This window comes from Bradyrhizobium sp. UNPA324, from assembly GCF_006658635.1.
GTDB lineage: Bacteria > Pseudomonadota > Alphaproteobacteria > Rhizobiales > Xanthobacteraceae > Bradyrhizobium > Bradyrhizobium nanningense.
Genome location: NZ_LFJD01000004.1, coordinates 1,173 through 23,593 on the forward strand (window position 1 = coordinate 1,173; position 22,421 = coordinate 23,593).

At 65.3% G+C, this 22,421-nt stretch carries 19 protein-coding genes; 1 reads left to right on the forward strand and 18 read right to left on the reverse strand.

Annotation, left to right across the window (positions count from 1 at the left end; genetic code table 11):
- Positions 1-447: 447 nt before the first annotated feature.
- The 8 genes from UNPA324_RS00030 to UNPA324_RS00065 all read right to left on the reverse strand — a co-directional run bounded on the left by UNPA324_RS00030 (position 448) and on the right by UNPA324_RS00065 (position 10,406).
- Positions 448-1,752, reverse strand: a complete 1,305-nt coding sequence (locus tag UNPA324_RS00030; protein ID WP_141932837.1) for a TRAP transporter large permease — start codon at positions 1,750-1,752, stop codon at positions 448-450.
- Positions 1,753-1,783: 31 nt separating this feature from the next.
- Complete coding sequence (locus tag UNPA324_RS00035; protein ID WP_128922058.1) at positions 1,784-2,377, reverse strand: TRAP transporter small permease subunit; 594 nt, start codon at positions 2,375-2,377, stop codon at positions 1,784-1,786.
- A 10-nt stretch (positions 2,378-2,387) separates the two neighbouring features.
- The gene (locus UNPA324_RS00040) at positions 2,388-3,389 is read right to left on the reverse strand and encodes a TRAP transporter substrate-binding protein (RefSeq protein WP_141932839.1); all 1,002 of its coding nucleotides are present in this window, start codon (positions 3,387-3,389) and stop codon (positions 2,388-2,390) included.
- 34 nt (positions 3,390-3,423) lie between these two features.
- Positions 3,424-5,082, reverse strand: a complete 1,659-nt coding sequence (locus UNPA324_RS00045; RefSeq protein WP_141932841.1) for a hydantoinase B/oxoprolinase family protein — start codon at positions 5,080-5,082, stop codon at positions 3,424-3,426.
- Between the two features lie 2 nt (positions 5,083-5,084).
- On the reverse strand, positions 5,085-7,169 hold the full coding sequence (locus tag UNPA324_RS00050) for a hydantoinase/oxoprolinase family protein (RefSeq protein ID WP_141932843.1): 2,085 nt from the start codon (positions 7,167-7,169) through the stop codon (positions 5,085-5,087).
- A gap of 141 nt (positions 7,170-7,310) precedes the next feature.
- Positions 7,311-8,132 (reverse strand): NAD-dependent protein deacetylase, encoded by an 822-nt coding sequence (locus UNPA324_RS00055; RefSeq protein ID WP_141932844.1) that lies wholly within the window; start codon positions 8,130-8,132, stop codon positions 7,311-7,313.
- Between the two features lie 44 nt (positions 8,133-8,176).
- Positions 8,177-9,013, reverse strand: a complete 837-nt coding sequence (locus UNPA324_RS00060; protein ID WP_141932846.1) for an SDR family oxidoreductase — start codon at positions 9,011-9,013, stop codon at positions 8,177-8,179.
- A gap of 73 nt (positions 9,014-9,086) precedes the next feature.
- Positions 9,087-10,406: a solute carrier family 23 protein gene (locus tag UNPA324_RS00065; RefSeq protein ID WP_141932848.1), complete on the reverse strand. Its 1,320-nt coding sequence runs from the start codon at positions 10,404-10,406 to the stop codon at positions 9,087-9,089.
- A gap of 141 nt (positions 10,407-10,547) precedes the next feature.
- On the opposite strand from UNPA324_RS00065, the gene UNPA324_RS00070 reads away from it, so the two are divergent.
- A complete protein-coding gene (locus UNPA324_RS00070; RefSeq protein WP_141932850.1) occupies positions 10,548-11,879 on the forward strand; it encodes a dicarboxylate/amino acid:cation symporter in 1,332 nt (443 codons plus the stop codon).
- Positions 11,880-12,063: 184 nt separating this feature from the next.
- Here the strand turns inward: UNPA324_RS00070 and UNPA324_RS00075 are convergent, their stop codons facing one another.
- From UNPA324_RS00075 to UNPA324_RS00120, 10 genes are all read right to left on the reverse strand, one after another.
- A complete protein-coding gene (locus UNPA324_RS00075) occupies positions 12,064-13,677 on the reverse strand; it encodes an ABC-F family ATP-binding cassette domain-containing protein (RefSeq protein WP_141932851.1) in 1,614 nt (537 codons plus the stop codon).
- Positions 13,678-13,843: 166 nt separating this feature from the next.
- A complete protein-coding gene (locus UNPA324_RS00080; RefSeq protein WP_141932853.1) occupies positions 13,844-14,191 on the reverse strand; it encodes a RidA family protein in 348 nt (115 codons plus the stop codon).
- Between the two features lie 222 nt (positions 14,192-14,413).
- Entirely contained in the window at positions 14,414-15,541 is a 1,128-nt protein-coding gene (locus tag UNPA324_RS00085; RefSeq protein ID WP_141932855.1) for an NAD(P)/FAD-dependent oxidoreductase, read from the reverse strand.
- Positions 15,538-16,956, reverse strand: a complete 1,419-nt coding sequence (locus tag UNPA324_RS00090; RefSeq protein WP_141932857.1) for an FAD/NAD(P)-dependent oxidoreductase — start codon at positions 16,954-16,956, stop codon at positions 15,538-15,540. The genes UNPA324_RS00085 and UNPA324_RS00090 overlap by 4 nt, the downstream gene beginning before the upstream one ends.
- Positions 16,953-17,249 (reverse strand): (2Fe-2S)-binding protein, encoded by a 297-nt coding sequence (locus UNPA324_RS00095; RefSeq protein WP_141932859.1) that lies wholly within the window; start codon positions 17,247-17,249, stop codon positions 16,953-16,955. Before UNPA324_RS00095 ends, UNPA324_RS00090 begins: the two co-directional genes overlap by 4 nt.
- Positions 17,250-17,276: 27 nt before the next feature.
- A complete protein-coding gene (locus UNPA324_RS00100) occupies positions 17,277-18,473 on the reverse strand; it encodes an NAD(P)/FAD-dependent oxidoreductase (protein ID WP_246667087.1) in 1,197 nt (398 codons plus the stop codon).
- 8 nt (positions 18,474-18,481) lie between these two features.
- Positions 18,482-19,288, reverse strand: coding sequence for an ABC transporter permease (locus tag UNPA324_RS00105; RefSeq protein ID WP_128922071.1), 807 nt, complete (start codon positions 19,286-19,288; stop codon positions 18,482-18,484).
- Positions 19,285-20,160: an ABC transporter permease gene (locus UNPA324_RS00110; protein ID WP_128922072.1), complete on the reverse strand. Its 876-nt coding sequence runs from the start codon at positions 20,158-20,160 to the stop codon at positions 19,285-19,287. Before UNPA324_RS00110 ends, UNPA324_RS00105 begins: the two co-directional genes overlap by 4 nt.
- A complete protein-coding gene (locus tag UNPA324_RS00115; RefSeq protein ID WP_141932861.1) occupies positions 20,157-21,197 on the reverse strand; it encodes an ABC transporter ATP-binding protein in 1,041 nt (346 codons plus the stop codon). Before UNPA324_RS00115 ends, UNPA324_RS00110 begins: the two co-directional genes overlap by 4 nt.
- A gap of 24 nt (positions 21,198-21,221) precedes the next feature.
- Entirely contained in the window at positions 21,222-22,256 is a 1,035-nt protein-coding gene (locus tag UNPA324_RS00120) for an ABC transporter substrate-binding protein (RefSeq protein WP_181769238.1), read from the reverse strand.
- Positions 22,257-22,421 lie beyond the last annotated feature (165 nt).

The window sequence follows — 22,421 nt, forward strand, 5'->3', positions numbered from 1 at the left end:
GGATGATCGATGCCGCGCCGGTTGGCCGCCATCTCCGCAGGACTTGACGCACAGACCCCGGGCGTCAGGACCACACGACTTCTCCGTCCGCGCACATCCTCGCTGGGTTCTCCACGGCTGGCGTGCGCTCACCGTCGAGGCCATTCGAAGACGCTGTCAGCGCCGTGTCGTATCGCGCCTGTCGCTGCTCACGGTCGCCCGCCCTGCAATCCACATCGCGCGCCGACGCCGTCGCGGCCACCGCATCCCGGCCCGCGTCCCGTGACGATCGCGAAACGCCCCTTGTGGCGGGCGGGATGTCCAGGCTTGTACGGCAAAACCGAACTTCTGTAAATTCGAATATTTTGCCGAACGCTCTCGACCCAGCGCTGGCGTGTTTTGCCCGTCGGGCAGCACAACGGATGGTAGGTGGGACCGGGCCGAATATGTCCGCGAGCGAGATATCAACTACCCGTACAGCACCCGCGGCAGTATCGTGACGATGCCGGGCCATAGCGTCAGCAGCAGCACGAAGCCGATCATGATCATCAGGTAGGGCATCGTGACGCGCGCGATGTAGCCGAGGCCGTCTTCGGTCAGGCCCTGGATCACGAACAGATTGAAGCCGACCGGCGGGGTGATCTGCGCCATCTCGACGGCCAGCACCAGGAAGATGCCGAACCAGATCTCGTCGAAGCCCGCGCCCTTCACGATCGGCAGCACGATCGGCAGCGTCATCACGATCATCGAGAAGCCGTCGAGGAAGCAGCCGAGGACGAGATAGAAGATGACCAGCACGACGATCAACATGAAGGGCGACAGGCCAAGCCCCTTGACGAAGGCGGCGACCGCCTGCGGGATGCCGAGGAAGGCCGCGGCATTGCCGAGGATCGAGGCCCCCAGCACGATCAGTGCGATCATCGAGCAGGTGACGACCGAGCCGATCAGCACGTCGCGCATCACCTGCTGCGACATCGAACCCTGCGCCCAGGCCACCAGCCCCGCGCCGAGCACGCCGACGGCGGCGGCTTCCGACGGCGTGGCGAGCCCGCCATACATCGAGCCGAGCACGCAGGCGATCAGGAACAACGCCGGCGCGAGATCCTTCAGCGCGGCGAAGCGCTCGCTCCACGACACCTGCGAAAGCTTGGCTTCAGTTTCCGGCACCATCGTGCGGTCGAGGCTCGTGTGCAGCATCACCCAGGTCATGAACGTCGCGGCCAGCAGGAGCCCGGGCAGCACGCCGGCGGTGAACAGCTTCAGGATCGAGACGTCGCCGAGCACGCCGTAGATGATCATGATGTTGGACGGCGGGATCAGGAAGCCGAGCGTGCCGGCGCCGGCGAGTGAGCCGATCGCGATGTCGCGGGAATAGCCGCGGCGCAAGAGCTCGTTGAGCGACATGCGGCCGATCACCTGCGTGGTCGCCGCCGAGGAGCCCGAGATCGCCGCGAAGATGGTGCAGCCGATCACGTTGACATGCAGCAGCCGGCCCGGCAGCAACCCCGCCCACGGCGCGAGCCCCTGGAATAACGAGCGCGACAAGCGCGTGCGAAACAGCAGCTCACCCATCAGGATGAACAGCGGCAGCGCCAGGAGCTCCTGCGTGGTCAGGATGTTCCAGGCATATTGCGGCAGCAGCTTGTCGAGCGGGATCGAACGGAACATCGCGAGCAAAAGCGTCGCAGTGAGCGCAAGCGTCAGGCCGATCCACACACCGCAGGCCAGCAGCGCAAACAGGATCGCGAACAGGGCAGCGACTTCGATGGTCATGCGATCCTAGATCCGGCTGTGGGCAAGGCGGTCATTCGACGGGCGAGGCCTTCATGCGATGATCCTCCAGCGGCAGGCCGAGCACGGCCTGGATGGCGCGCGCCAGGAACTGGAGAGTGAGCAGCAGCATGCCGAAGGTGACGACGGCTTCCGGAAACCACAGCGGCGTATCGCTGGAGGTCGAGACCTGGCCGCGCAGATAGGCGCCAAAGGCGAATTTCGCCATGGCCGAGGTCAGGAACGCCATGAAGGCGAAGCCGGCCGCGGCCGAGAGGATCTCAAGCGCACGCTGCACCGGCACCGGCGCGTTCTTCAGCAGCAGCACCACGCGGATGTGGCCGCCCACCCGCAGCGTCATGGCCGCGCCGAAGGTGAACGATGCCGCCATCAGATAAGACGAATATTCCCAGGCGATCGAGATCGTCGGCGGGAAGAACGGCAGGAGGTTCGACAGGAAGCGGGTTGCGACCTCGCACAGCATCAAGAGCGTCAGCATCAAGAGACAACCGCCGCCGATCCAGCCGTCGAGCCGGCCGAGTCGATCGATGCCGTCGAGCAGGATGCGCAGCGGCGGGGGCGCCGCTGCATTGAGGCTCTGCGGTGCTTCGGGCGAAATGCTCACCACGGCCCCGCCCTCAGCCGCGCTTCATTTCGGCGAGATAGGCCCGCACCGGCTTGTCGGCCGCCGGCACGCGCTTGAGGAAGGCATCTAATTGCGGTGCGGTCTTGCTGCGGATTTCCGTCATCATCGCGTCCGAGACCGGCACCACCTCCATGCCACCCTCCTTGAGACGGTTGAGGCTGTCGACGTCGGCCTTGAGCGAGTTCGCCCAGAAGCCCGGCTCCATCTTTGCGGCGATATCGGCCACGAGCTTCTGCTGATCGGCGCTGAGCGCCTTCCAGGAATCGAGATTGACGGTGAGCATCTGCGACGACCAGACGTGGTTGGTCGGGTAGACGTATTTCAGGAATTCCCAGAACTTGCCGTCGACGCCCGACACCGACGAGGTGGACACGCCGGCCACCGCGCCGGAGGCGAGCGCCGGAATCGTCTCGCCCCATGGGATCATCACGGCCGCCATGCCGATCGCATTCAACATGTCGACCGCATTCTTGTCGGGCACGCGGATCTTGATGTTCTTCAGGCCCTCGACGTCGGCGACCTTCGCCTTGAGGTGCAGATACTGCGTCGGCCACGGCACGATGTAGAGGATCTTCTGGTTGTTGCGCGCGGCAATTTTCTCGTATTCGGGCCGCACGTATTTGTGCAGCACCTTCAGCTCGTCCACCGAGCCGCAGAGGAACGGGATGCTCTCGACGCCCATGAAGGGCTCGTCGCCGACCTGCTGGATGTTGAGGACGTCGGCGAGCGGCACCAGGCCGTCGCGCACCGCGCGCAGATGCTCGGGCCCCTTGAAGCCGAGCTGGCCGCCGGCCTTCACGGTGATCGCGACCGAGCCGCCCGTCTGCTTCTTCACCTCCTCCGCGAAGGCCATCGCGTTCTGGGTGTGGAAATTGCCGTCGGGCCAGACCGTCGACATGTCCCAGCTCGTCGTCGCCGCCCGCGCACGGGTCGAGATGTGACCGGCGGCGAGCAGCGTCGCTGCGCCCGCGGTGAAGTTCCGTCGCGTGATCATTGCACCCCTCCGTTGACGCATGCGTGCTGATACGTCAGCGCGCGTACCCATAAACTGCAACCGCCTTGTCGGCGGACACGAGGCCGCTTTCGATATCGTCCTTGACCGCCGCACGCTCGCGCGCCGCGGGATCGCCGATGCCGGCGCCGCCCGGCGTCAGCACCACCAGCCGGTCGTCCGGCGGCACCTGCTGAAAGCCCTTGCCACGCAGCTTCTTGCCGGACTTGAGGCCGACATAACCGGCCTCGCCGTTCTTGCCGCCATCGCGGCCGCGCGGCGGATGATCGATGCGGTCGAATGCCGCCAGGATGTCGAACGGCGCATCGACGCCGCTGCCGACCTCGATGATCTGGCCGAGACCGCCGCGGGTGCGCCCTGCCCCGCCGGAATCCGGACGCAGCTCCTTGCGCCAGAAGATCAAAGGCGTCTGCGTCTCCGCGATCTCGACTGGCGTGCCGCGCACGCCGCTGGGATAGGCGGTGGCCGACAGACCGTCCTTGCCGAACCGCGCACCGGTGCCGCCATTGGACGTCACCGCCATCGAGAACCCGTAATTGCCGCCGACGCCGGAGCGGGTCTGTCCGCGGACGTTGAGATTCCACAGGCAGGAGGTGCCTTCCGCCGGCACGCGCTCCGGAATGATCTGGCGCAGGCAGCCGAACACCACGTCGGGCAGCATCTGGCCGATGATGTGACGCGAGGCGACCGGCGCGGGCTTGGGCGCTTTGAGGATCGCACCCGCCGGCGCCGACACCGTCAGCGGCGAGAGCGAGCCGGCATTATTCGGGATCTGCGAGGCGACCACGCAGCCTAGGCCGAACACGGTGTAGGCGGTGGTGTAGGACAAGGGCACGTTGATGCCGAACTTCGAGGCTGTGGAGGTGCCATCGAAATCGACGTGGATGCCCGCATCCGAGATCGTCAGTGTTGCCGCCAGCGTCACCGGAGAATCATAGCCGTCGACCACCATGGTGTTGCGCCAGCTGCCCTTCGGCAGCTTTGCGATCTCGGCCAGCACGGCCTCGCGCGAGCGCTCGCAGATGTAGTCGCCGAGCTCGTCGAGCGTATCGATGCCGAACTCGGTCATCATCTCGACCAGGCGCTCGCAGCCGACGTCGTTGCATCCGGCGAGCGAATAGGTGTCGCCCTCGGTATCGATTGGAAGCCGCGTGTTGGTGCGGATCATCGCCATCAGCGTCTCGTTGACGACGCCCCGGTCGATCAGCTTCAGCATGGGGATGTAAAGCCCCTCCATGAATACGTCGGTGGCGTCAGGCCCGAAGCCGATGCCGCCGATGTCCATGAGATGGCTGGTGCAGGAGAACAGCGCCACCGGCCTGCCGTCCTTGAAGCACGGCGTGGTGACGACGAAGTCGTTGAGATGGCCGGTGCCCATCCAGGGATCATTGGTGATATAGGCGTCGCCCTCCTTCATCGTCTCGATCGGAAAGTGGGCGATGAAGTGCTTGACCGATTCCGCCATCGAATTGACGTGACCGGGCGTGCCGGTCACCGCCTGCGCCAGCATGCGCCCCCTGAGGTCGAACACGCCGGCCGAGAGGTCGCCGCATTCGCGCACGATCGGGCTGAAGGCGGTGCGGAGCAGCACCTGCGCCTGCTCCTCGACCACAGCGATCAGCCGGTGCCACATGATCTGAAGGTCGATCAGGCTCGCGCCATTTGCCTTGCTCATGATCAGGCCGCCTTTCGTTCCATGACGATGCTGCCGGCACCGTCGATATGAGCGTCAAAACTGGTGGAGACGAAGGTGGAGGTCTCGTCCTCCGCGATCACGGCGGGCCCGGCAACGGTCGCGCCCGGCGCCATGTCCTCGCGGCGATAGAGCGGGATCTCGATCACCTCACCGGCGCGGCCGTCGAAGAATTTGCGGCTGCCGGAGGCCTTGCCTGCGGGCTTGCGCGTGACGGCGGCGACAACAGGTGGATTCCGTGCCTCCGTCGTAGCGAGCACCGACCAGCTCAACACCTCGATCGCCGCGCCTGGAATGGCGCGCTCGAACATCGCGGAATAATCCGCCTCGAACTTCTGACGCAGGCCGGCGAGATCGGCCGCCGTCAGCCGCCGGTTCGGCAGCTCGACGGAGATCTCATGGCCCTGGCCGACATAGCGCATGAAGGCGGCGCGGCGTTCGCGCACCGGCGCACCGGCGGCGCCCGGTTCGACCAGCGCGCGCGCCTCGGTCACCATGTCCTGCAAGAGGTCTGAGACCGCTTCGGTGTCGAACTCATCGAGCCGGACATGACGGCTGCGCACCAGCTCATAGGCGATCGGCGCGGCCAGGAAGCCGACGGCGGAGCCGACGCCGGCATTCGACGGCACGATCACCCGGGAGACGCCGATCTTCTCGGCGACACGCGCCGCATGCAGCGGCGCAGCACCGCCAAACGCGATCAAGGTGTGCTGGCCGACGATCTCGCCGCGCTCGACCGCATGGACGCGCGCCGCACTCGCCATGTTCTCGCAGACGACCTCGTGCACGGCATAGGCCGCGGTTTCCGCCGACAGGCCGAGCGGCGCGCCGACGTCGCGCAGCAGCGCCTGTTTCGACAGCTCCGGGTCGAGCTTGATCGTGCCGGCCGCAAACGCATCGGGATCGATCATGCCCAGCGCAACGTCCGCATCCGTCACCGCGGGACGCAGGCCGCCGCGGGCATAGCAGGCCGGCCCCGGCTCCGACGAGGCGCTCTCCGGGCCGACAGTGACGCGCTTCATCGCGTCGACATGGGCGATCGAGCCACCGCCCGCGCCGATCTCGACCATCTCGATCACGGGAATGCGCACCGGCAGACCGGAGCCTTTGAGGAAGCGCGCGGCGCGATCGACCTCGAACACGCGCGAGGTCTCGGGCTGGTACTTCTCGATCAGGCAGATTTTTGCCGTGGTGCCGCCCATGTCGAAGGACAGAACCTTGCTCTCGCCCAGACGCGCCGCGATCTGCGCCGCGAAGATCGCGCCGCCGGCGGGGCCGGATTCGATGAGGCGCACCGGAAAACGGCGCGCCGTCTCGATCGAGGTGACGCCGCCGCCGGAGGTGACCAGATAGATCGCGCCGCGGAACTGCTCGACCTGCAAGGCGTCGGCCATGCGGGCGAGGTAGCCGTCGATCAGCGGCTGCACATAGGCATTCGCGACTGCGGTCGATGTGCGCTCATACTCGCGGATCTCGGGACAGACGGCGGAGGACACGGTCACCGAGATGCCCGGCATCTCCTCGGCCAGAATCGCGGCCGCACGCCGCTCGTGCTCGGGATTGGCGTAGGAGTGCAGGAAGGCGATCGCGACGCTCTCGACGCCTCGCTCGCGCAATTTCGGCGCGAGTGCGCGCACCGCAGTCTCGTCCAGCGGGAGGCGGACGGCGCCGTGCGCGTCGACGCGCTCGGGGACGGTGAAGCGCAGGCTGCGCGGCGCCAGGGGCCTCGGCTTGTCGATGCTGAGATCGTACTGGTCGTAGCGGCTTTCGGTGCCGATATCGAGCACGTCGCGAAAGCCTTCGGACGCAATCAGGGCCGTCTTGGCACCGCGGCGCTCGATAATCGCGTTGGTCGCCAGCGTGGTGCCATGAATGAAGACGTCGATGTCGCTGATATGGGCGCGCGCATCGGCGAGGATGAGACGCATGCCGTCCAGCACCGCCTGCTCAGGCCGCTGCGGCGTCGTCAGCAGCTTGCGCGTCTTGCGATCCAGACCAACGTCCAGCACGATGTCGGTGAACGTGCCACCGATATCAACGGCAAGCCGCACCTCGGCCCCCTCAAGCATTCCAATTCTCCGCGCTGATCGTCAAGACTGAGGTCGAAAGCGCAGCAATTTCCATGCCATGGCCGACGAGGACAACGCCGCGCCCGGCCATTCTGCTTGGCACCTATGCAATAGGCAAGGCGTGTTTCGCGGCCTGCGCGGTCAGAGCAGGAATGCAAGCGCCGCTTCGCAGCGCTCCTCGACCTTGAGCGTCAGGAGATCGTCGGCGCGGGTGCGGCCAAGGTTGACCGCCGCAATCGGAATATGGCGCTGCACGGCAGCCTGTACGAAGCGGAATCCGGAATAGACCATCAGCGACGAGCCGACGATCAGCATGGCGTCGGCTTGCGCCAGATGATCCTGCGCGGTGGCGACGATGTCGCGCGGAACGTTCTCCCCGAAGAACACGACGTCAGGTTTGAGAATGCTGCCGCAGGCTTCGCAAGGAGGCACCTGGAAGGACGAAAAATCCGCATGCTCCAGATCGGCGTCACCATCAGGAGCATCGGCGGCATCGAGCGTCAGCCATTCCGCATTGGCACGGCCGAGCGCATCCTGGAATTCGCTCCGCGGCGTCTTGCGGCCGCAGCCCATGCAGCGAACCAGGTCGAGCCGTCCGTGCAGATCGATCACCTGGCGGTGGCCGGCGGACTGGTGCAGCCTGTCGACATTCTGGGTCAGCAGCATCCCGCACCGCCCGTTGGCCTCGAGCCGGGCCAGCGCGTGATGCGCATCGTTCGGGCGCGCCTGGCCGAACCGCCGCCAGCCGATCAGGCTGCGAGCCCAATAGCGCCGCCGCGTATGCTCGTCCGACATGAACGACTGAAAGTTGACGGGCTGGGTCCGCTTCCAATTGCCATTTCTGTCGCGATAATCGGGAATGCCCGAATTGGTGCTGCAGCCGGCACCGGTCAGCACGAACAGATTTTCGTGCCGAGCGATGAAATCCTGAAGCGGAGAGTTTGCCAGCGGAGCATTTGCCATGCGGCAGATGTAGTCCGCGCCAGCGGGTTTTGCCAGATCCCCACTTAGCTCGCCCAGTTCTCGCGAAACTCCGGAAACAACGTCAGGCCGCCGCAAGCGTAAAGGGTCTGCCCGGTGATGTAGCTCGCATCGTCAGAGGCGAGGAAGGCGAACACGGCGGCGATCTCCTCCGGCGTGCCGACGCGGCCCATGGGAATGTGGCTGGCGACCACGCCGCGTTTTTCCGGATCGCCGGTCCAGGCCGCGTTGATCGGCGTGTCGATCGCGCCCGGCCCCACGGCGTTGACGCGGATACCTCGGCCGGCAAATTCGAGCGCCAGCGTGCGCGTCAAGTTGGCCATGCCGCCCTTGCTGATCGAGTAAGCGAGATAGCCGGGCTTTGGAACGATCTGGTGGACGCTGGAGCAGTTGATGATGCTGCCGCTTCCACCGCGCGCGACGAAATGCGCGAGTGCCTTCTGCGCACAGAGCACGGCACCGTTCAGGTTGACATCAATGATGCGGCGATAGGTGTCGACGTCAAGCGCCTCGCTCGGCGATTCCTTCTGGAAGCCGGCGTTGTTGACGAGACAATCGAGACGTTTCCAGCGCGAAAGGATCGTCTCGAACATCGCAGCAATGTCCTTCTCATCGCCGACATTGGCCTTGACGATGCAATGATCGGCCTTGCCGTGGCCGCGATCGCTCGAAGCTGCCCGAGCGAGCGCGAGCGTCTCCTCCGCGCGCTCGTCGTGCTCGAAATAATTGATGGCGACGGTCGCGCCTTCCTGCGCGAGCCTGATGGCGACGGCGCGGCCGATGCCTTGCGAGGCGCCGGTCACCAGCGCGTATTGGCCGATCAGGCGCGAGGGAAACGAAGTCGAGCGATCGGGTTGCGGCATGTGTTCTCTCCGGAATGCCTCATCATCGACGGAAGGCGCTTTTTGTTCCATCTCTTCCGTGCATCGCTGGGATTCATTCCGCGCGGCGCGCAAGTGGCGAGGTCAGAATCTGATAGAGGATGATGGCGCCAAAAGTTGCGGTGCCAATCCCACCGATCGTGAATGCGCCGAATTTGAGCGTGAGATCTCCCGCGCCCGCCGTCAACGCCACGGCGACGGTGATCAGGTTTGCAGGATTTGCAAAGTCGACCTTATTCTCGACCCAGATCCGGCCCGCCATCGCCGCGATCAGTCCGAACAGCACGATCGAGAGGCCGCCGATGACGGGGCCAGGGATCGACAGGATCAGCGCGCCGAATTTCGGCGAGAACCCGAGCACGATCGACACGATGGCGGCGAAGGCAAACAGCAATGTCGAATAGACCTTCGTCGCCGCCATGACGCCGATATTCTCGGCATAGGTGGTGACGCCGGTGCCGCCGCCGCAGGCCGCGACGATCGTCGCGAGGCTGTCGGCGAACAGGGCGCGGCCGAGATAGGCATCAAGACTGCGGCCCGTCATGGCGCCGACGGCCTTGATGTGGCCGAGGTTCTCGGCAACGAGAATGATCGCGACCGGCGCGATCAGGAAAATCGCGTCGGCCTGGAACGTCGGCGTGGTGACGTTCGGCAGGCCGATCCACGGCGCGGCCGAGAGCTGGGTGAAGTCGATCGGCTTGCCGAAACCGAGCCCGTTCGCGCCCAACAGGTACAAGAGGTAGCCGCCGATTGCGCCGACGATGATCGGGAGCCTTCGCCAAAGGCCTGGAGCGGCAACGGCCACCACGCCGATGATCAGAACGGTGGCGAGCCCGATTCCCGTGTCGAACGCGTTCGCGCTTACCGCCTTGACCGCGACGGGTGCGAGGTTGAGGCCGATCGCGGCGACCACAGCGCCGGTGACAGCCGGCGGCATCAAGCGCTCGATCCAGCCGACGCCCGACCACATCACGATCAGCGCGATCACGCCGTACAGCACCCCGGCTCCGACGATGCCGCCGAGCGCGACCGAAATATTGGGATTCGGCCCCTGCCCGGCATAGCCGGTGGCGGCGATGACGACGGCGATGAAGGCGAAGCTCGAGCCGAGATAGCTCGGCACGCGCCCCGCGACGATGACGAAGAAGATCAGCGTGCCGATGCCCGAGAACAGCACCGCAACGTTGGGATCGAACCCCATCAGCAACGGGGCGATGATCGTCGCACCCGACATTGCGACGCAATGCTGGAGACCGGAGACGACGGTCTGGCCCCATGACATCCGTTCCTCGGGCATGATCACGCCCGAGGTCTTGAGCGTCCAGCGCGGAAAATAGCCCCGTCCTTGCTGGTCCGAGCCTGTTGCAGTCGACATGATCCCCCCGAGTTGCGGTGCAACGATCGATCTTCGTGCGATCCGACAAAAATGTGATTGTCGCATCCAACGCGGCCATCACATGATGCACGTGATGCAAGATTCAAATCTTGCACAATCGATGCGTTCGGGTCCCACAATATGACACAACTCGCGATCCAGCCAGCCATCCATCGCCGGCACCAGCCCTGGTACAAGATCCTCTACGTTCAGGTGCTGATCGCGATCGCGCTCGGCGTGCTGATCGGCTATTTCTATCCCGATCTCGGCAAGGCCTTGAAGCCGCTTGGCGACGGCTTCATCGCGCTGATCAAGATGATGATCGCGCCGGTGATCTTCTGCACCGTCGTGCACGGCATCTCCTCGATGGGCGATCTCAAGCGCGTCGGCCGGGTCGGGTTGAAGTCGCTGATCTATTTCGAGACGGTCTCGACCGTCGCGCTCGCGGTCGGCCTCTTGGTCGGCGAGATCCTCCAGCCCGGGCACGGCTTCAACATCGACCCCGCCACGATCGATCCGAAATCGGTGGCCATCTACGTCACCAAGGCCAAGGAAGAAGGCATCGTCGCCCATCTGATGGCGATCATTCCCGACAGCTATCTGGGCGCGATCGCGCGCGGCGACCTGTTGCAGGTGCTGCTGATCTCGATCCTCTCAGGCTTCGCCATCGCCTTCCTCGGCAAGGCCGGCGAACCCATTGCAGATGCGATCGACAAGGCCGCCAAGATGTTCTTCGGCATCATCCGCATCATCGTGCGCGTCGCGCCGATCGGCGCCTTCGGCGCGATGGCGTTCACGGTCGGCGCCTACGGTCTCGGCTCGCTGCTCAACCTCGCCGCCCTGATCGGCACGTTCTACCTCACCAGCATCCTGTTCGTGCTGGTCGTGCTCGGCGCGATCACGCGCCTCGCCGGCTTCTCGATCCTGCGCTTCATCGCCTACATCAAGGACGAGCTCTTGATCGTGCTCGGCACCTCCTCATCGGAGACGGTTCTGCCGCAAATGATCCAGAAGATGGAGCATCTCGGCGCCTCGCGTTCCGTGGTCGGCCTCGTCATTCCCACCGGCTACAGCTTCAATCTCGATGGCACCAACATCTATATGACGCTGGCGACGCTGTTCCTGGCGCAGGCGACCAACACCCATCTGACCATCTGGCAGGAGCTCGGCATCCTCGGCATCGCCATGATCACCTCGAAGGGCGCCTCGGGCGTCACCGGTGCCGGCTTCATCACACTCGCCGCGACGCTCTCGATCGTGCCTGACATCCCGATCCAGTCGATCGCGATCCTGGTCGGCATCGACAAGTTCATGAGCGAATGTCGCGCGCTGACCAATCTGATCGGCAACGGCGTTGCCTGCGTCGTCATCAGCATTTCCGAAGGCGAGCTCGATCGCGATGCGCTGCACGAGACCATGGCCCATCCGCTGGAGATCGGCGAGGCGCTGGAGCCGGGTGGAAGCGCGGCCTGATAGGCCTGCGCCCCCCGGGGGCGGTTCCGACGCGGTAGTTTCCCGGAGTAGAAAATTGAGGCGGCACGCGTCACAAGTATCGGGTTGGGATCACGGATTGATACTCATTCTTTCCACCCGACGCGCTGGGGGCAGGGCGTCGGGTTTTTGAAAATCACTACCAAATCCAGACCGCCAGGCGGGATCAGACGATCCCGCCATCGATGCGCAGCACCTTGGCGGCAACATCGATCCGTCGTGTCATCCCGATCGCCTGCAAGAACGCTTCGTCATGACTGACGACGAGCAGCGCGCCATCATAGGCCCGCAAGCCCGCTTCGACGGCTTCGATGGATTCGAGGTCGAGATGATTGGTCGGCTCGTCCAGGATCAGCAGCGACGGCGGCCTCTGCCCGCCGAGCACACAGGCAAGGCCGGCGCGAAACATCTGCCCGCCACTCAGGTTTCCGGCTGCCTGCAAGGCGGCATCGGCGCGGAACATGAACCGGGCCAGCGCGGCATGGCACTCGTTCGCACCCGCCTTCGGATTGAGACGCCGAAAATTATCCAGGATGGAGAGTCCAGGGTCGAGCAGACTGACCTTCTGATCGAACAGCGCGAAATCCGGCCTGACCCGCACGATGCCTGAGAGCGGACGCAGCTCGCCCGCGATGAGTTTCAGCAGCGTCGTCTTGCCGGATCCGTTGGGCCCGACCAGCGCGACACGCTCCGGTCCGACGACGGCGAACGAGAGATCGCGCAGGACCGGCTGCTCTGGTCGGTAGCCTGCGCTGACGCCGTCGAGCCAAACCACCTCCCTGCCCGCCGGCAGGCCGGTCGCGGGCAACTTGACGGAGAGCGGCTGAAGAATCTCGATGCGCCGGCGCGCCGCATCGACGGCCTCGAGCGCTTCTGCGCGCTGCCGCTCGGCGATTTGCGCGGTCTTGCCGCCGCTGTCCTCGCTGCGATCCTTACGCGCCCCGGCCAGGATGCGCGGCATGTCGCCCTTGGCGCGCTTCTTTCTGCCGCCGCTGTCCTTGCGCGCTTTCTTCTCTGCCGCCTGCTGCGCCTTCCCGTCGATCTCTGACAGCCGCCTCTCGGCATGCGCGAGGTCGTGCCTGACGGCGGCGAGTTCGACGGCTTTCCGTTCGCGAAACCCGCTCCAATTGCCGCCGTAGCGCGTGGCTCCGAGCGACGTCAGCTCGACGATCGCATCCACGGTCTCGAGCAGGTCCCGATCGTGGCTGACAACGATCGCGCCGCCGCGCCAGGACGCAAGGAAATCGGCCAGGGCCTTGCGTCCATCCCGGTCGAGATTGTTGGTGGGCTCGTCCAGCAGCAGGAAGTCCGGCGCGGCAAAGGTCAGCGCGGCGAGGCGAACCCGCGTGATCTGGCCACCGGACAGGCACGACAGCTCCGTATCGGGAGACGGATCGAACCCGAGGCATGCCAGCTCCGCCTCCAGCCGCGCTTCGAGCGTCCAGTCGATCGTGGCGATGTCGTCGGCGGAGGCATCGCCCCGCTCGGCGCGGCGCAGCAGCTCGAGCGCCGGCCGCACGCCGAACAGATCGGCCACGGTCGCCCCTGCGGGCAATTGCACGTCCTGGCGCAGCAGGCCAATGCTGCCGTTGACCAGAACGCGTCCGGAACGAGGGAGGTGCTCCCCTGAGATCGACGCAAGCAGCGTCGTTTTCCCGACGCCGTTGCGGCCGACGAGACCGGTCCGCTCGGCCGCGAATGTCAGATCGAGGTTGGAAAGAAGAGAACGGCCGTCAGGCGTGGCCAGCGACAGGTTCGACAGGATGATTGAAGCAGGCATGGAATTCCCCGTGAACAAGGCGGATGGGCTTTGCGGTCGGGGTAGAATCCATGGCTGCGAATTTCCTGATTGAGCAAGTCTCTAAGTATTCTCTTCGAAGGGCGCGATCAAGGCACGGCGAAGGGACGACAGCGCGAGAGGCGCTGACGTCCCCGTCGGCATGCGATCAGCCCTTCAGCGCGGTGACCACGACCTCGATCAGCGCGCTGCCGCCGAGATCGGCAACGCCGACGGTGGCGCGGGTCGGTAGATTGTCGCCGAAGAACTCGGTCCAGGCCGCGTCCATCTCCTTTTTCTTGGAGAGATCCGTGACGAAGATCGAGGCGCTGACGACCCGGCTCTTGTCGGTTCCCGCTTCCTTGAGATAGCCGGCGATCTTGCTGAGAATGTTGCGGGTCTGCTCGCCCATCGAGACCGAGGTGTCGTCGGCGATGGTGCCGCCGAGGAAGACGAAACCATTGGCTTCGACGGCGCGATGCATGATGGGCGTGCGGATGCTGCGGGTGATGCTCATGATGTCCTCTTTTGCTAGAGCGTGACGATATTCAGTAAGTCTGGATTGGCGAAGCCGGTGAGCCCCCTCTCCCGCTTGCGGGAGAGGGTCGGGGAGAGGGTGTCGCCACAAGGGGGCACTCCCCCAGAGGAGGAAGCCCTCACCCGGCGCTTCGCGCCGACCTCTCCCGCAAGCGGGAGAGGTTGAGCGAGTTCGGAGCAACCGATCGGATTCGACAACTTCTCATCCCTGGAGCGTGGAAGGATGGAAGCGGTCGATGCCGAGATCGCTGATTCGCGTCTGGCTGCCGCCGTTGACGATCAGCTCGGCCATCACGGCCCCCGCGCCGGGGCCGAGCTGGAAGCCGTGCAGCGAGAAGCCGAACTGATGATAGAGGCCCTTGTGACGGCTGCTGGGCCCGAACACGGGAATATCGTCCTTCATCTTGGCTTCGATGCCGGCCCAGGCGCGCACGATGGTGGCGCTGCGCATCACCGGGAACAGCTCGAACACGGTGCGCGCACTGGTCGCAAGACTCTTCCAGTCCAGCACCGTCTCGTTGCGATCCTGGTATGGCGTTGCCAGATGGCCGCCGCCGATCAGCACGGTGCCGTTCTTGAATTGTTTGAAGGAGAGCTTTCGGCCGCGCAGGATCACGACGGGGTCGATGAAGTGCGGCACGCGCGAGGTGATCATCAGCATCGGCGCCACGGTCTCGACCGGCACCGGCTCGCCGAGATCAGCCGCGATCTTGCCGGCCCAGGCACCGGCGGCATTGACGAGTACCGGCGCAGCAAAGATTTCAGGGCCGACGTCGACATGCCAGAGGCCATCACGGTGGCGGATGTTGGAGGCGGCGAGGCCCTCGCGTACGGTCGCGCCGAGCTGCTCCGCCTTGCGCCGGAACGCCGTCGTCGTCTGCGCCGGATTGGCCGCGCCGTCACGGCGCGAGACCACGCCGCCGGGGCAGGTCTCGGCGACCGCCGGCACGAGACGCCGCAGTTCAGCCGCATCGATCAGCTCTTCATGGGTAAAGCCGAGCGCGTTCAACTCCGCGACGCGCGCGCGGCAGACCGCAAGCTCATCGTCGTTCTCCGCGACCAGCACCTGGCCGTAGCTTTCAAAGCTGCAATCGTCGTCGACGAGTTCCGAAATCTTCTCCCAGATCCCCATCGAACGGATCGACAGCGGAATCTCGGGAATGTGCCGCGCAAGCTGGCGTACCCCGCCGGCATTGACTCCCGAAGCGTGGCGGCCGGCATAGTCCTTCTCGATCAGCACCGGCTTCAGGCCGGCGAGGCACAGATGCAGCGCAGTCGAGCATCCGTGGATGCCGCCGCCGACGACGATCGCATCCACGTTTGTGGTCATCCGCGCACCACCGCCTTGACGTCCGCCTCGCTCTTGGGAACGGCTGCGAGCTCGGCGAGCGTGATCGGCTTCACCGGCGCGCGCAGCCGGTAATAGCCGATCTCCTGCGGCGTCTTGCCGCGCGCCTGCGCCATCAACTCGGTGACGGTGAGGCCGCAGAGCCGGCCCTGGCACGGACCCATGCCGGTGCGGCGATAGGCCTTGAGCTGGTTCGGCCCGGTCGCGCCGATCGCGACGGAATCGAGCACATCCTTGGCCGTCACCTCTTCGCAGCGGCACACGATGGTATCGCCCGAGGGAATCCGGAACTGCGGTGCCGGCCGGAACAGCGTGTCGAGGAAGACGCGGCCGCGCTCGGCCTTGGCGAGATCGGCACGCAACGCTGCCATCGACGGAAGTTTTGCGGCAGCCGCGGGTGCTAACGCTTCCACCGCCGCGCGCGCCGCGATCCGCCCGCGCACCACGGCAGCATTCGCGCCGCCGATGCCGGCGCCATCGCCGGCGATCGCGATCCCCGCGACCGACGAGTTGCCGTTCGCATCGAGCACCGGAGACCAGCAGAGTTGCAGGTCGTCCCAGCGATGCTCGACGCCGGCCGCCATCGCCAGATTGACGTTGGGCACCACGCCTTGATGCAGCAAGAGCAGATCTGCGGGAATGGTCTCGCGCCTGCCGCCCGCGACATAGCTCACGCTGGCGAGCTGACCGTCACCCGATGCCGAGAGCTCGGTGACGCCGGAGACAACCTGCACCTTCGCCTTGACCTCGCGCATCATCGACAGGCCCTTGGCGAAATAGGGCGAGGTCAGGAAGGCGAAGGCATGCGGCAGTGCCGCGAAATAATTGCCGCGCTCTGTGGTATCGAGAATGCGGTCGATACGGCCGCCAAGGCGAAGGATCTGCGCGGCGAGCAGCCAGAGCAGCGGCCCCTGCCCTGCGATCATGGTGCGTCCGTCCGGCACCAGCGCCGACGATTTCAGCATGGTCTGTGCCGCGCCGGCGGTCATCACGCCCGGCAACGTCCAGCCGGGAATCGGGAACGGCCGCTCCAGCGCCCCGGTCGCGAGGATCACGCGTTTGGCCTTGACGAAGGCGGACGCGCCGCCAAGCGAGACGGCGATCTCGAGGTTGCGGTCGAGGCTCCAGACGGTCGCGCGATGAATCACCTCGGCGCTGCTCGCTCGCAGGGACTGCACGAGATCGGCGCCAACCCAATAATCCGCGCCGAGTTGGTTGCGGTCGGTCACCGGCGTCGAGGCGATGGCGCGGAACACCTGACCGCCAGGGCCCACGTTCTCGTCGAGCAGCAGCGTCGAGAGGCCGGCTTCGGCGGAGGTCGCAGCGGCGGCAAGGCCCGCAGGCCCCGCTCCGATCACCACGACATCATAGTCTTCGCGCTTGGGAGCCACATTCATCTTCCGATCTCCCGCTTGCCCTTCTGGATCTCGATCTGCATGCCCTCGGCGACGGGCACGAGGCAGCCCTGCCGGTTGCCGACGCCATCGATGGTGACCAGGCAGTCGAAGCACACGCCCATCATGCAATAAGGCAGGCGCGGCGCACCGCTCACCGCCGTCGAGCGACGTGCGTCGCAGCCGGAGGCCAGCAGCGCGGCTGAGACGGTGTCGCCCTGGCGCGCCGCGACGGCAACGCCGTCGACGAAGATCTGCACCTGCGGACGCTTGTCCTGTTCGGATCGCTTAAACATGGGATGCCTCTTGGCTCCTTGATATCTTTAGTAGCCGCTGTCGTTCGCCGCGCCGGCGCCGCCGAAGCGGCTGGCCGAGAACGCGCCGACCAGCTCGGGCTCGAGCGCGCCCTGCGCGACCATGCGCGCGATCTCGAAAGCGTGGTTGGAGGCGAGCGTCACCCCGGAATGGCAGCAGGCGACGAAGGCGCCGGGATGCGTCTCCGACTGGTCGTAGATCGGAAAACCATCCTGCGGCATCACGCGGATGCCGGCCCAGCTCCTGACCACGTTGAGCCGCGACAGATGCGGGAACATGCGTTGCGCACGATCTGTCATCACCGCGCTGATCGAATGCTTCAGCGCGCGGTCGTCCAGCTCGTCCTCCTTGCTGTCGCCGATCATCACCGTGCCTTCGTCGGTCTGGCGGATCGTGGTCAGCGGGTGTGGCAGGAACGGCATGGTGCGCTCGGTCACCACGATCTGGCCGCGGGTCGGGCCCATCGGAGCAAGGAGACCGACCATCGGCGCCAGCGTCTGGTTGGCGTTGCCGGCGGCGAGCACGATTTTTGCGGCGCGCAGTTCGCCCTTCGGCGTGGTCAGGCGGAATTCGCCGCCGCTCTTGCTGATCGCGGACACCGGCCGCTCCGGGAAATAGTCGATGCCGAACGCCCTGAAGCCGGTGTGGAACGCGCGGAAGGTGCGCAGCGAATTGACGTGACCGTCGAGCGGACAATAGCTGCCGCCGGAGACCTCGGGGCCGATCAGCGGCAGCGACTTCTTCACGTCGGACGCCGAGAGCATCTCCATCTTGTAGTCGGCCGCGCCGGCCTGGTTGTGCATCCGCTTGACGAGGTCGGTGCGCTGGCCGAATTCGTCATCGCCGAGGGTGAGGTGAAAGCCGCCATTCTGCTGCAGGCAGACGTCGAGACCGGTCTGCTGCTTCAGCTCGGACGCCAGCCGACTCCATGCCTGCGACGCCTGCACGGTCCACACCGTATAGGCGGGCATGCCGAGCCCCTTGCTCTGCACCCACACCAGCGCGAAGTTCGCGCGCGAGGCGCGCTTGGTGATATCGCCTTCGTCGAGCACGGCGACCTTCTTGCCGAGCCGGCCGAGGCCCCAGGCTATCGCGGAGCCGAGCAGCCCGCCGCCGACGACGGCGACGTCGTAGTCTGATTTTTGTCTGGACGCGTTTTCTTCACGCGAACCGGCGCCCACTTCGCTCGAAAACGCTTTGGACATAAGTTCTCCTATCGCCCCGTATCGCCCTTGCCGGCGAGCACGCGGTCGAGCCCGTAGAAGCGGTCGAGCAGAATGAGGGCGGTCATGGTCACAGCGATCACGCAGGCCGAGACCGACGTCACCAGCGGATCGATGTTGTCCTGGATATAAAGGAACATGCGCACCGGCAACGTCTCGGTGCCGGGCGCGGCGAGGAAGACGGTCATGGTAAGATCGTCAAAGGACTGGATGAAGGCCAGCGCCCAGCCACTGATGACGCCGGGCAGGATCAGCGGCAGCGACACGCGGCGAAACAGCGTCCAGCCGCCAGCGCCGAGCGAGACCGCTGCCATCTCGACCGTGCGGTCCATGCCTGTCGCCGCCGCCAAGGTCAGCCGCAGCGCGAACGGAAACACGATGATGACATGGGCGATGATCAGCGCGGCAAAACTGCCACCGAGTCCTGCCGAGGTGAAGAAGCGCAGGAAGGCAATGCCGAGCACGACATGCGGGATCATCAAGGGCGACAGGAACAGCGCCGCCAGCGCATCGCGTCCGCGGAAGCGATAGCGCGCGATCGCGAGCGCCGCCGGCACCGCGAACAGCAGCGCGACGAACGACGAGAGCGCCCCTAACCCAAGGCTGACCCAAAAGGCGTGAATGAATTCGGGATAGTTCGCGATGGTCCTGAACCAGCGCAAGGAGAAACCGTTGGTCGGCAGCGACAGGAAGCCTTCGGGCGTGAACGCGACCAGGCAGACCACCAGGATCGGCGCCACCATCACGACCACGAAGATGGTGTGGAAGATCAGCGCGAGCGGGCCGTTCCGTCTCATCGGAACACCTCCGCATAGCGCCGCTCGATCAGCGCGTTGCTGCCGACAACGATCAAGACCAGTGCGACCAGCAGGAGCGTCGCGACCGCGGCCCCGAGCGGCCAGTTCAGGGTGTTGAGGAACTCGTCATAGGCAAGCGTCGCGGCGACCTTGAGCCGACGGCCGCCGATGATCGCCGGTGTCGCGAAGGCGCTGGCCGAGAGCGAGAACACGATGATGGCGCCCGACAGCACGCCCGGCATGATCTGCGGCATGATGATGCGGCGAATGATGGTGACGGGACCGGCACCGAGCGACATCGCGGCATTCTCGATCTGCGGATCAAGCCGCTGCAGCGCCGCCCACACCGACAGCACCATGAACGGCATCATCACATGCGCGAGCGCGACCACCATGCCGGTTTCGGTGAACATGAAGGGGATCGGCGAGCGGATCGCGCCCAGCGACATCAAGAGCTTGTTGACGAGGCCGTTGTTGCCGCCGAACAGAAGCGCCCAGCCGAGCGTACGCGCCACCACGGAGATCAGCAGCGGGCCGAGAATGACCAGCAGGAAAAAACTCTTCCAGCGGCCACTCATGCGGTTGAGGATATAGGCTTCGGGTGCCCCGAGCAGCGCCGTGAGCAGCGTGGTCAGGATCGCAATGCGAAACGTCCGCCAGAACATTTCGGCGTAATAGGGATCGGTCGCGATCTCGTGCCAGTTCTTGAGGATGAAGACCGGCTCGATGCCCTTGTACTGGCCCCAATCGTGGAACGACAGCATCACCGTCATCGCCAGCGGAATCAGCAGCACGCCGACGAACAGTATCAGGGCGGGCGCCGTCAGTGCCCACGGTGCACGTACGCTGCGCTCCTCGGCGGCCATGCTCATGCGCCGGCCCTCGCACGCATGCTCATGTCCTCGGCCCGCCAGGTGAGGCGAACGGCCTCGCCTTCGGCCGGCTGGGCCTTGCCGTCATTCTGGCGGATCACGATCGCCGGGCCGCACTCGCTCTCGCACTGGAATAGCCAGTGGTTGCCCTGGAAAATGCGCGTGATGATCTTCGCACCAAGACCGGCATCGCCAAACCCGATCCTTTCGGGGCGAATGCTGAGGGTGACGGGACCGCTCAGCCCGGCCGGCGCCGGCGCGCTCCATGAGCCCGCCACCAGCTGTGCCGGCGAGGCGGTCCGGTCGATCGTCCCGGCAAAATCATTGGTCTTGCCGAGGAATTGCGAGACGAAGGCCGAGGCCGGCTTCTCATAAGTCTCCTGCGGCGTGCCGATCTGCTCGATCTTGCCTTGGCTCATCACCACGATGCGGTCGGACAGCGACATCGCCTCGTTCTGGTCATGCGTGACCAGGATCGTCGTGGTGCCGATAGTGCGCTGGATCTGGCGCAGCTCGATCTGCATTTCCTCGCGCAGCTTGGCGTCGAGGTTCGACAGCGGCTCGTCGAGCAGCAGCACGCTCGGCTTGATCACCAGCGCGCGCGCCAGCGCCACGCGCTGCTGCTGGCCGCCCGACATGCGGCGGGGATGACGGTCCTCAAAGCCGGCGAGGCCGACCATCGCGAGTGCGGAACGAACGCGCTCGGTCCGTTCGCCACGCGGCACATTGCGCATCTCGAGGCCAAAGGCGACGTTCTCCGCCGCCGTCATGTGCGGAAACAGCGCGTAGCTCTGGAACACGATACCGAGGCCGCGCTTGGCCGGATGGATCGCGGTCAGGTCCTTGCCCTCCAGGCGGATGGCGCCGCGTGAGGGATCAAGGAAGCCCGCGATCATCTGCAACGTCGTGGTCTTGCCGCAGCCGGAGGGGCCGAGGAAGGAGATGAACTCCCCCTTCCCCACCGACAGACTGAAGTCGTCGACCACAGTCTGCGCGCCGAACTGTTTTGCGACCCGGTCGAGCTCGAGATAGGCCATGCGCTGTCTCCGCAAACGATCCGATCAGCGCTCGACCTCGCGATTCCAGCGCTTGGTCCACTCCTCGCGCTTCTCGTTGATGACGGTCCAGTCCGGATTGTAGAGCTTTGCCGCGCGCTCGCCGATCGGCGCCATCTTGCCGAGCTCGGGCGGGATCACCAGCGATTTCAGCACCGGGCCGTAGCCGTAATCCTTCAGCATCACGAGCTGGATTTTTGGATCGAGCAGCATCTTGACGAAGCTTTCCGCCAGCGGCGAGGCATTGGGCTTGGCGATCGGACACGCCGTCGTCAGCAGCGTCGCGGCGCCTTCCTTGGGATAGACGAAGTCGACGGGGAAGCCGGTATTGGCAAAGCTCTGCACGCGGCCGGTCCCCCACACCGCGATCACGGCCTGACCGGACTGGAACAGCTCGGTCATCTTGCCGGGCGACGGCTCATAGGCGAGCACGTTCGGATTGATCTGTTCCTTGAAGATCTTGAAGCCGGAATCGACGTTGGTCTCGCCGCCGCCGTTCATCTTCGACAACATCACCAGCGCTTCGAGACCGTAAGTGTTGTTGATCGGCGGGATCACGAGCTGCTTGGCGTATTTCGTGTCCTTCAGGTCGTTCCAGGAGGTCGGCGGCGCCCAGCCTTTCTCCTTGAACACCTTGGTGTTGTACATCAGGCCGGTCGCGACGATACCGATGGCGACGGCACGATCGTCCTTGAAGCGCGCGGCGTCGTAGAGATCGGCGGGCAGGCCATCGAGCTTGCCGCAGAAGCCGAGCTGGATCGCCTGGTACATCGGGCCGTCATCGACGATGGCGACGTCGATCTGCTGGTTGCCCTTCTGCGCCTGCAGCTTGGCCAGCGTGTCGGTGGAGTTGCCGGCGACGTATTCGACCTTGACGCCGTTCTCCTTCTCGAAGGCTGGGACCACTTCGTCGCGGATGGTCTTCTCGAACGAGCCGCCATAGCCGGCGACGTAGAGAGTCTTTTGCTGGGCCGAGGCGGCTGACGGGGCGGCAATGAGCGCTGCGATGCTGACCGCGGTCAGAAGGCGAAAAGTCTTCATGTGGACCGATCTCCATACCGGAATGAGGTGACGTGCCGACAAGTCTCCGGCTGGGGCGCCTTCCGCATTTCCTTCCGCGCAAATCCCTCTCAGGCCAGGGCTCCGGCCCCTGTTCGGCGGGTTTTGGCGCGATTTGGAGGTTTGAACCCCTCCAATCTGCCGAAA

Bases quoted from the DNA above. Each gene is read 5' to 3' on its own strand.
- UNPA324_RS00030 (WP_141932837.1), bottom strand. From the start codon at position 1,752: ATGACCATCGAAGTCGCTGCCCTGTTCGCGATCCTGTTTGCGCTGCTG.
- UNPA324_RS00040 (WP_141932839.1), bottom strand. From the start codon at position 3,389: ATGATCACGCGACGGAACTTCACCGCGGGCGCAGCGACGCTGCTCGCC.
- UNPA324_RS00045 (WP_141932841.1), bottom strand. From the start codon at position 5,082: ATGAGCAAGGCAAATGGCGCGAGCCTGATCGACCTTCAGATCATGTGG.
- UNPA324_RS00050 (WP_141932843.1), bottom strand. From the start codon at position 7,169: ATGCTTGAGGGGGCCGAGGTGCGGCTTGCCGTTGATATCGGTGGCACG.
- UNPA324_RS00055 (WP_141932844.1), bottom strand. From the start codon at position 8,132: ATGGCAAATGCTCCGCTGGCAAACTCTCCGCTTCAGGATTTCATCGCT.
- UNPA324_RS00060 (WP_141932846.1), bottom strand. From the start codon at position 9,013: ATGCCGCAACCCGATCGCTCGACTTCGTTTCCCTCGCGCCTGATCGGC.
- UNPA324_RS00065 (WP_141932848.1), bottom strand. From the start codon at position 10,406: ATGTCGACTGCAACAGGCTCGGACCAGCAAGGACGGGGCTATTTTCCG.
- UNPA324_RS00070 (WP_141932850.1), top strand. From the start codon at position 10,548: ATGACACAACTCGCGATCCAGCCAGCCATCCATCGCCGGCACCAGCCC.
- UNPA324_RS00075 (WP_141932851.1), bottom strand. From the start codon at position 13,677: ATGCCTGCTTCAATCATCCTGTCGAACCTGTCGCTGGCCACGCCTGAC.
- UNPA324_RS00080 (WP_141932853.1), bottom strand. From the start codon at position 14,191: ATGAGCATCACCCGCAGCATCCGCACGCCCATCATGCATCGCGCCGTC.
- UNPA324_RS00085 (WP_141932855.1), bottom strand. From the start codon at position 15,541: ATGACCACAAACGTGGATGCGATCGTCGTCGGCGGCGGCATCCACGGA.
- UNPA324_RS00090 (WP_141932857.1), bottom strand. From the start codon at position 16,956: ATGAATGTGGCTCCCAAGCGCGAAGACTATGATGTCGTGGTGATCGGA.
- UNPA324_RS00095 (WP_141932859.1), bottom strand. From the start codon at position 17,249: ATGTTTAAGCGATCCGAACAGGACAAGCGTCCGCAGGTGCAGATCTTC.
- UNPA324_RS00100 (WP_246667087.1), bottom strand. From the start codon at position 18,473: ATGTCCAAAGCGTTTTCGAGCGAAGTGGGCGCCGGTTCGCGTGAAGAA.
- UNPA324_RS00105 (WP_128922071.1), bottom strand. From the start codon at position 19,288: ATGAGACGGAACGGCCCGCTCGCGCTGATCTTCCACACCATCTTCGTG.
- UNPA324_RS00110 (WP_128922072.1), bottom strand. From the start codon at position 20,160: ATGAGCATGGCCGCCGAGGAGCGCAGCGTACGTGCACCGTGGGCACTG.
- UNPA324_RS00115 (WP_141932861.1), bottom strand. From the start codon at position 21,197: ATGGCCTATCTCGAGCTCGACCGGGTCGCAAAACAGTTCGGCGCGCAG.
- UNPA324_RS00120 (WP_181769238.1), bottom strand. From the start codon at position 22,256: ATGAAGACTTTTCGCCTTCTGACCGCGGTCAGCATCGCAGCGCTCATT.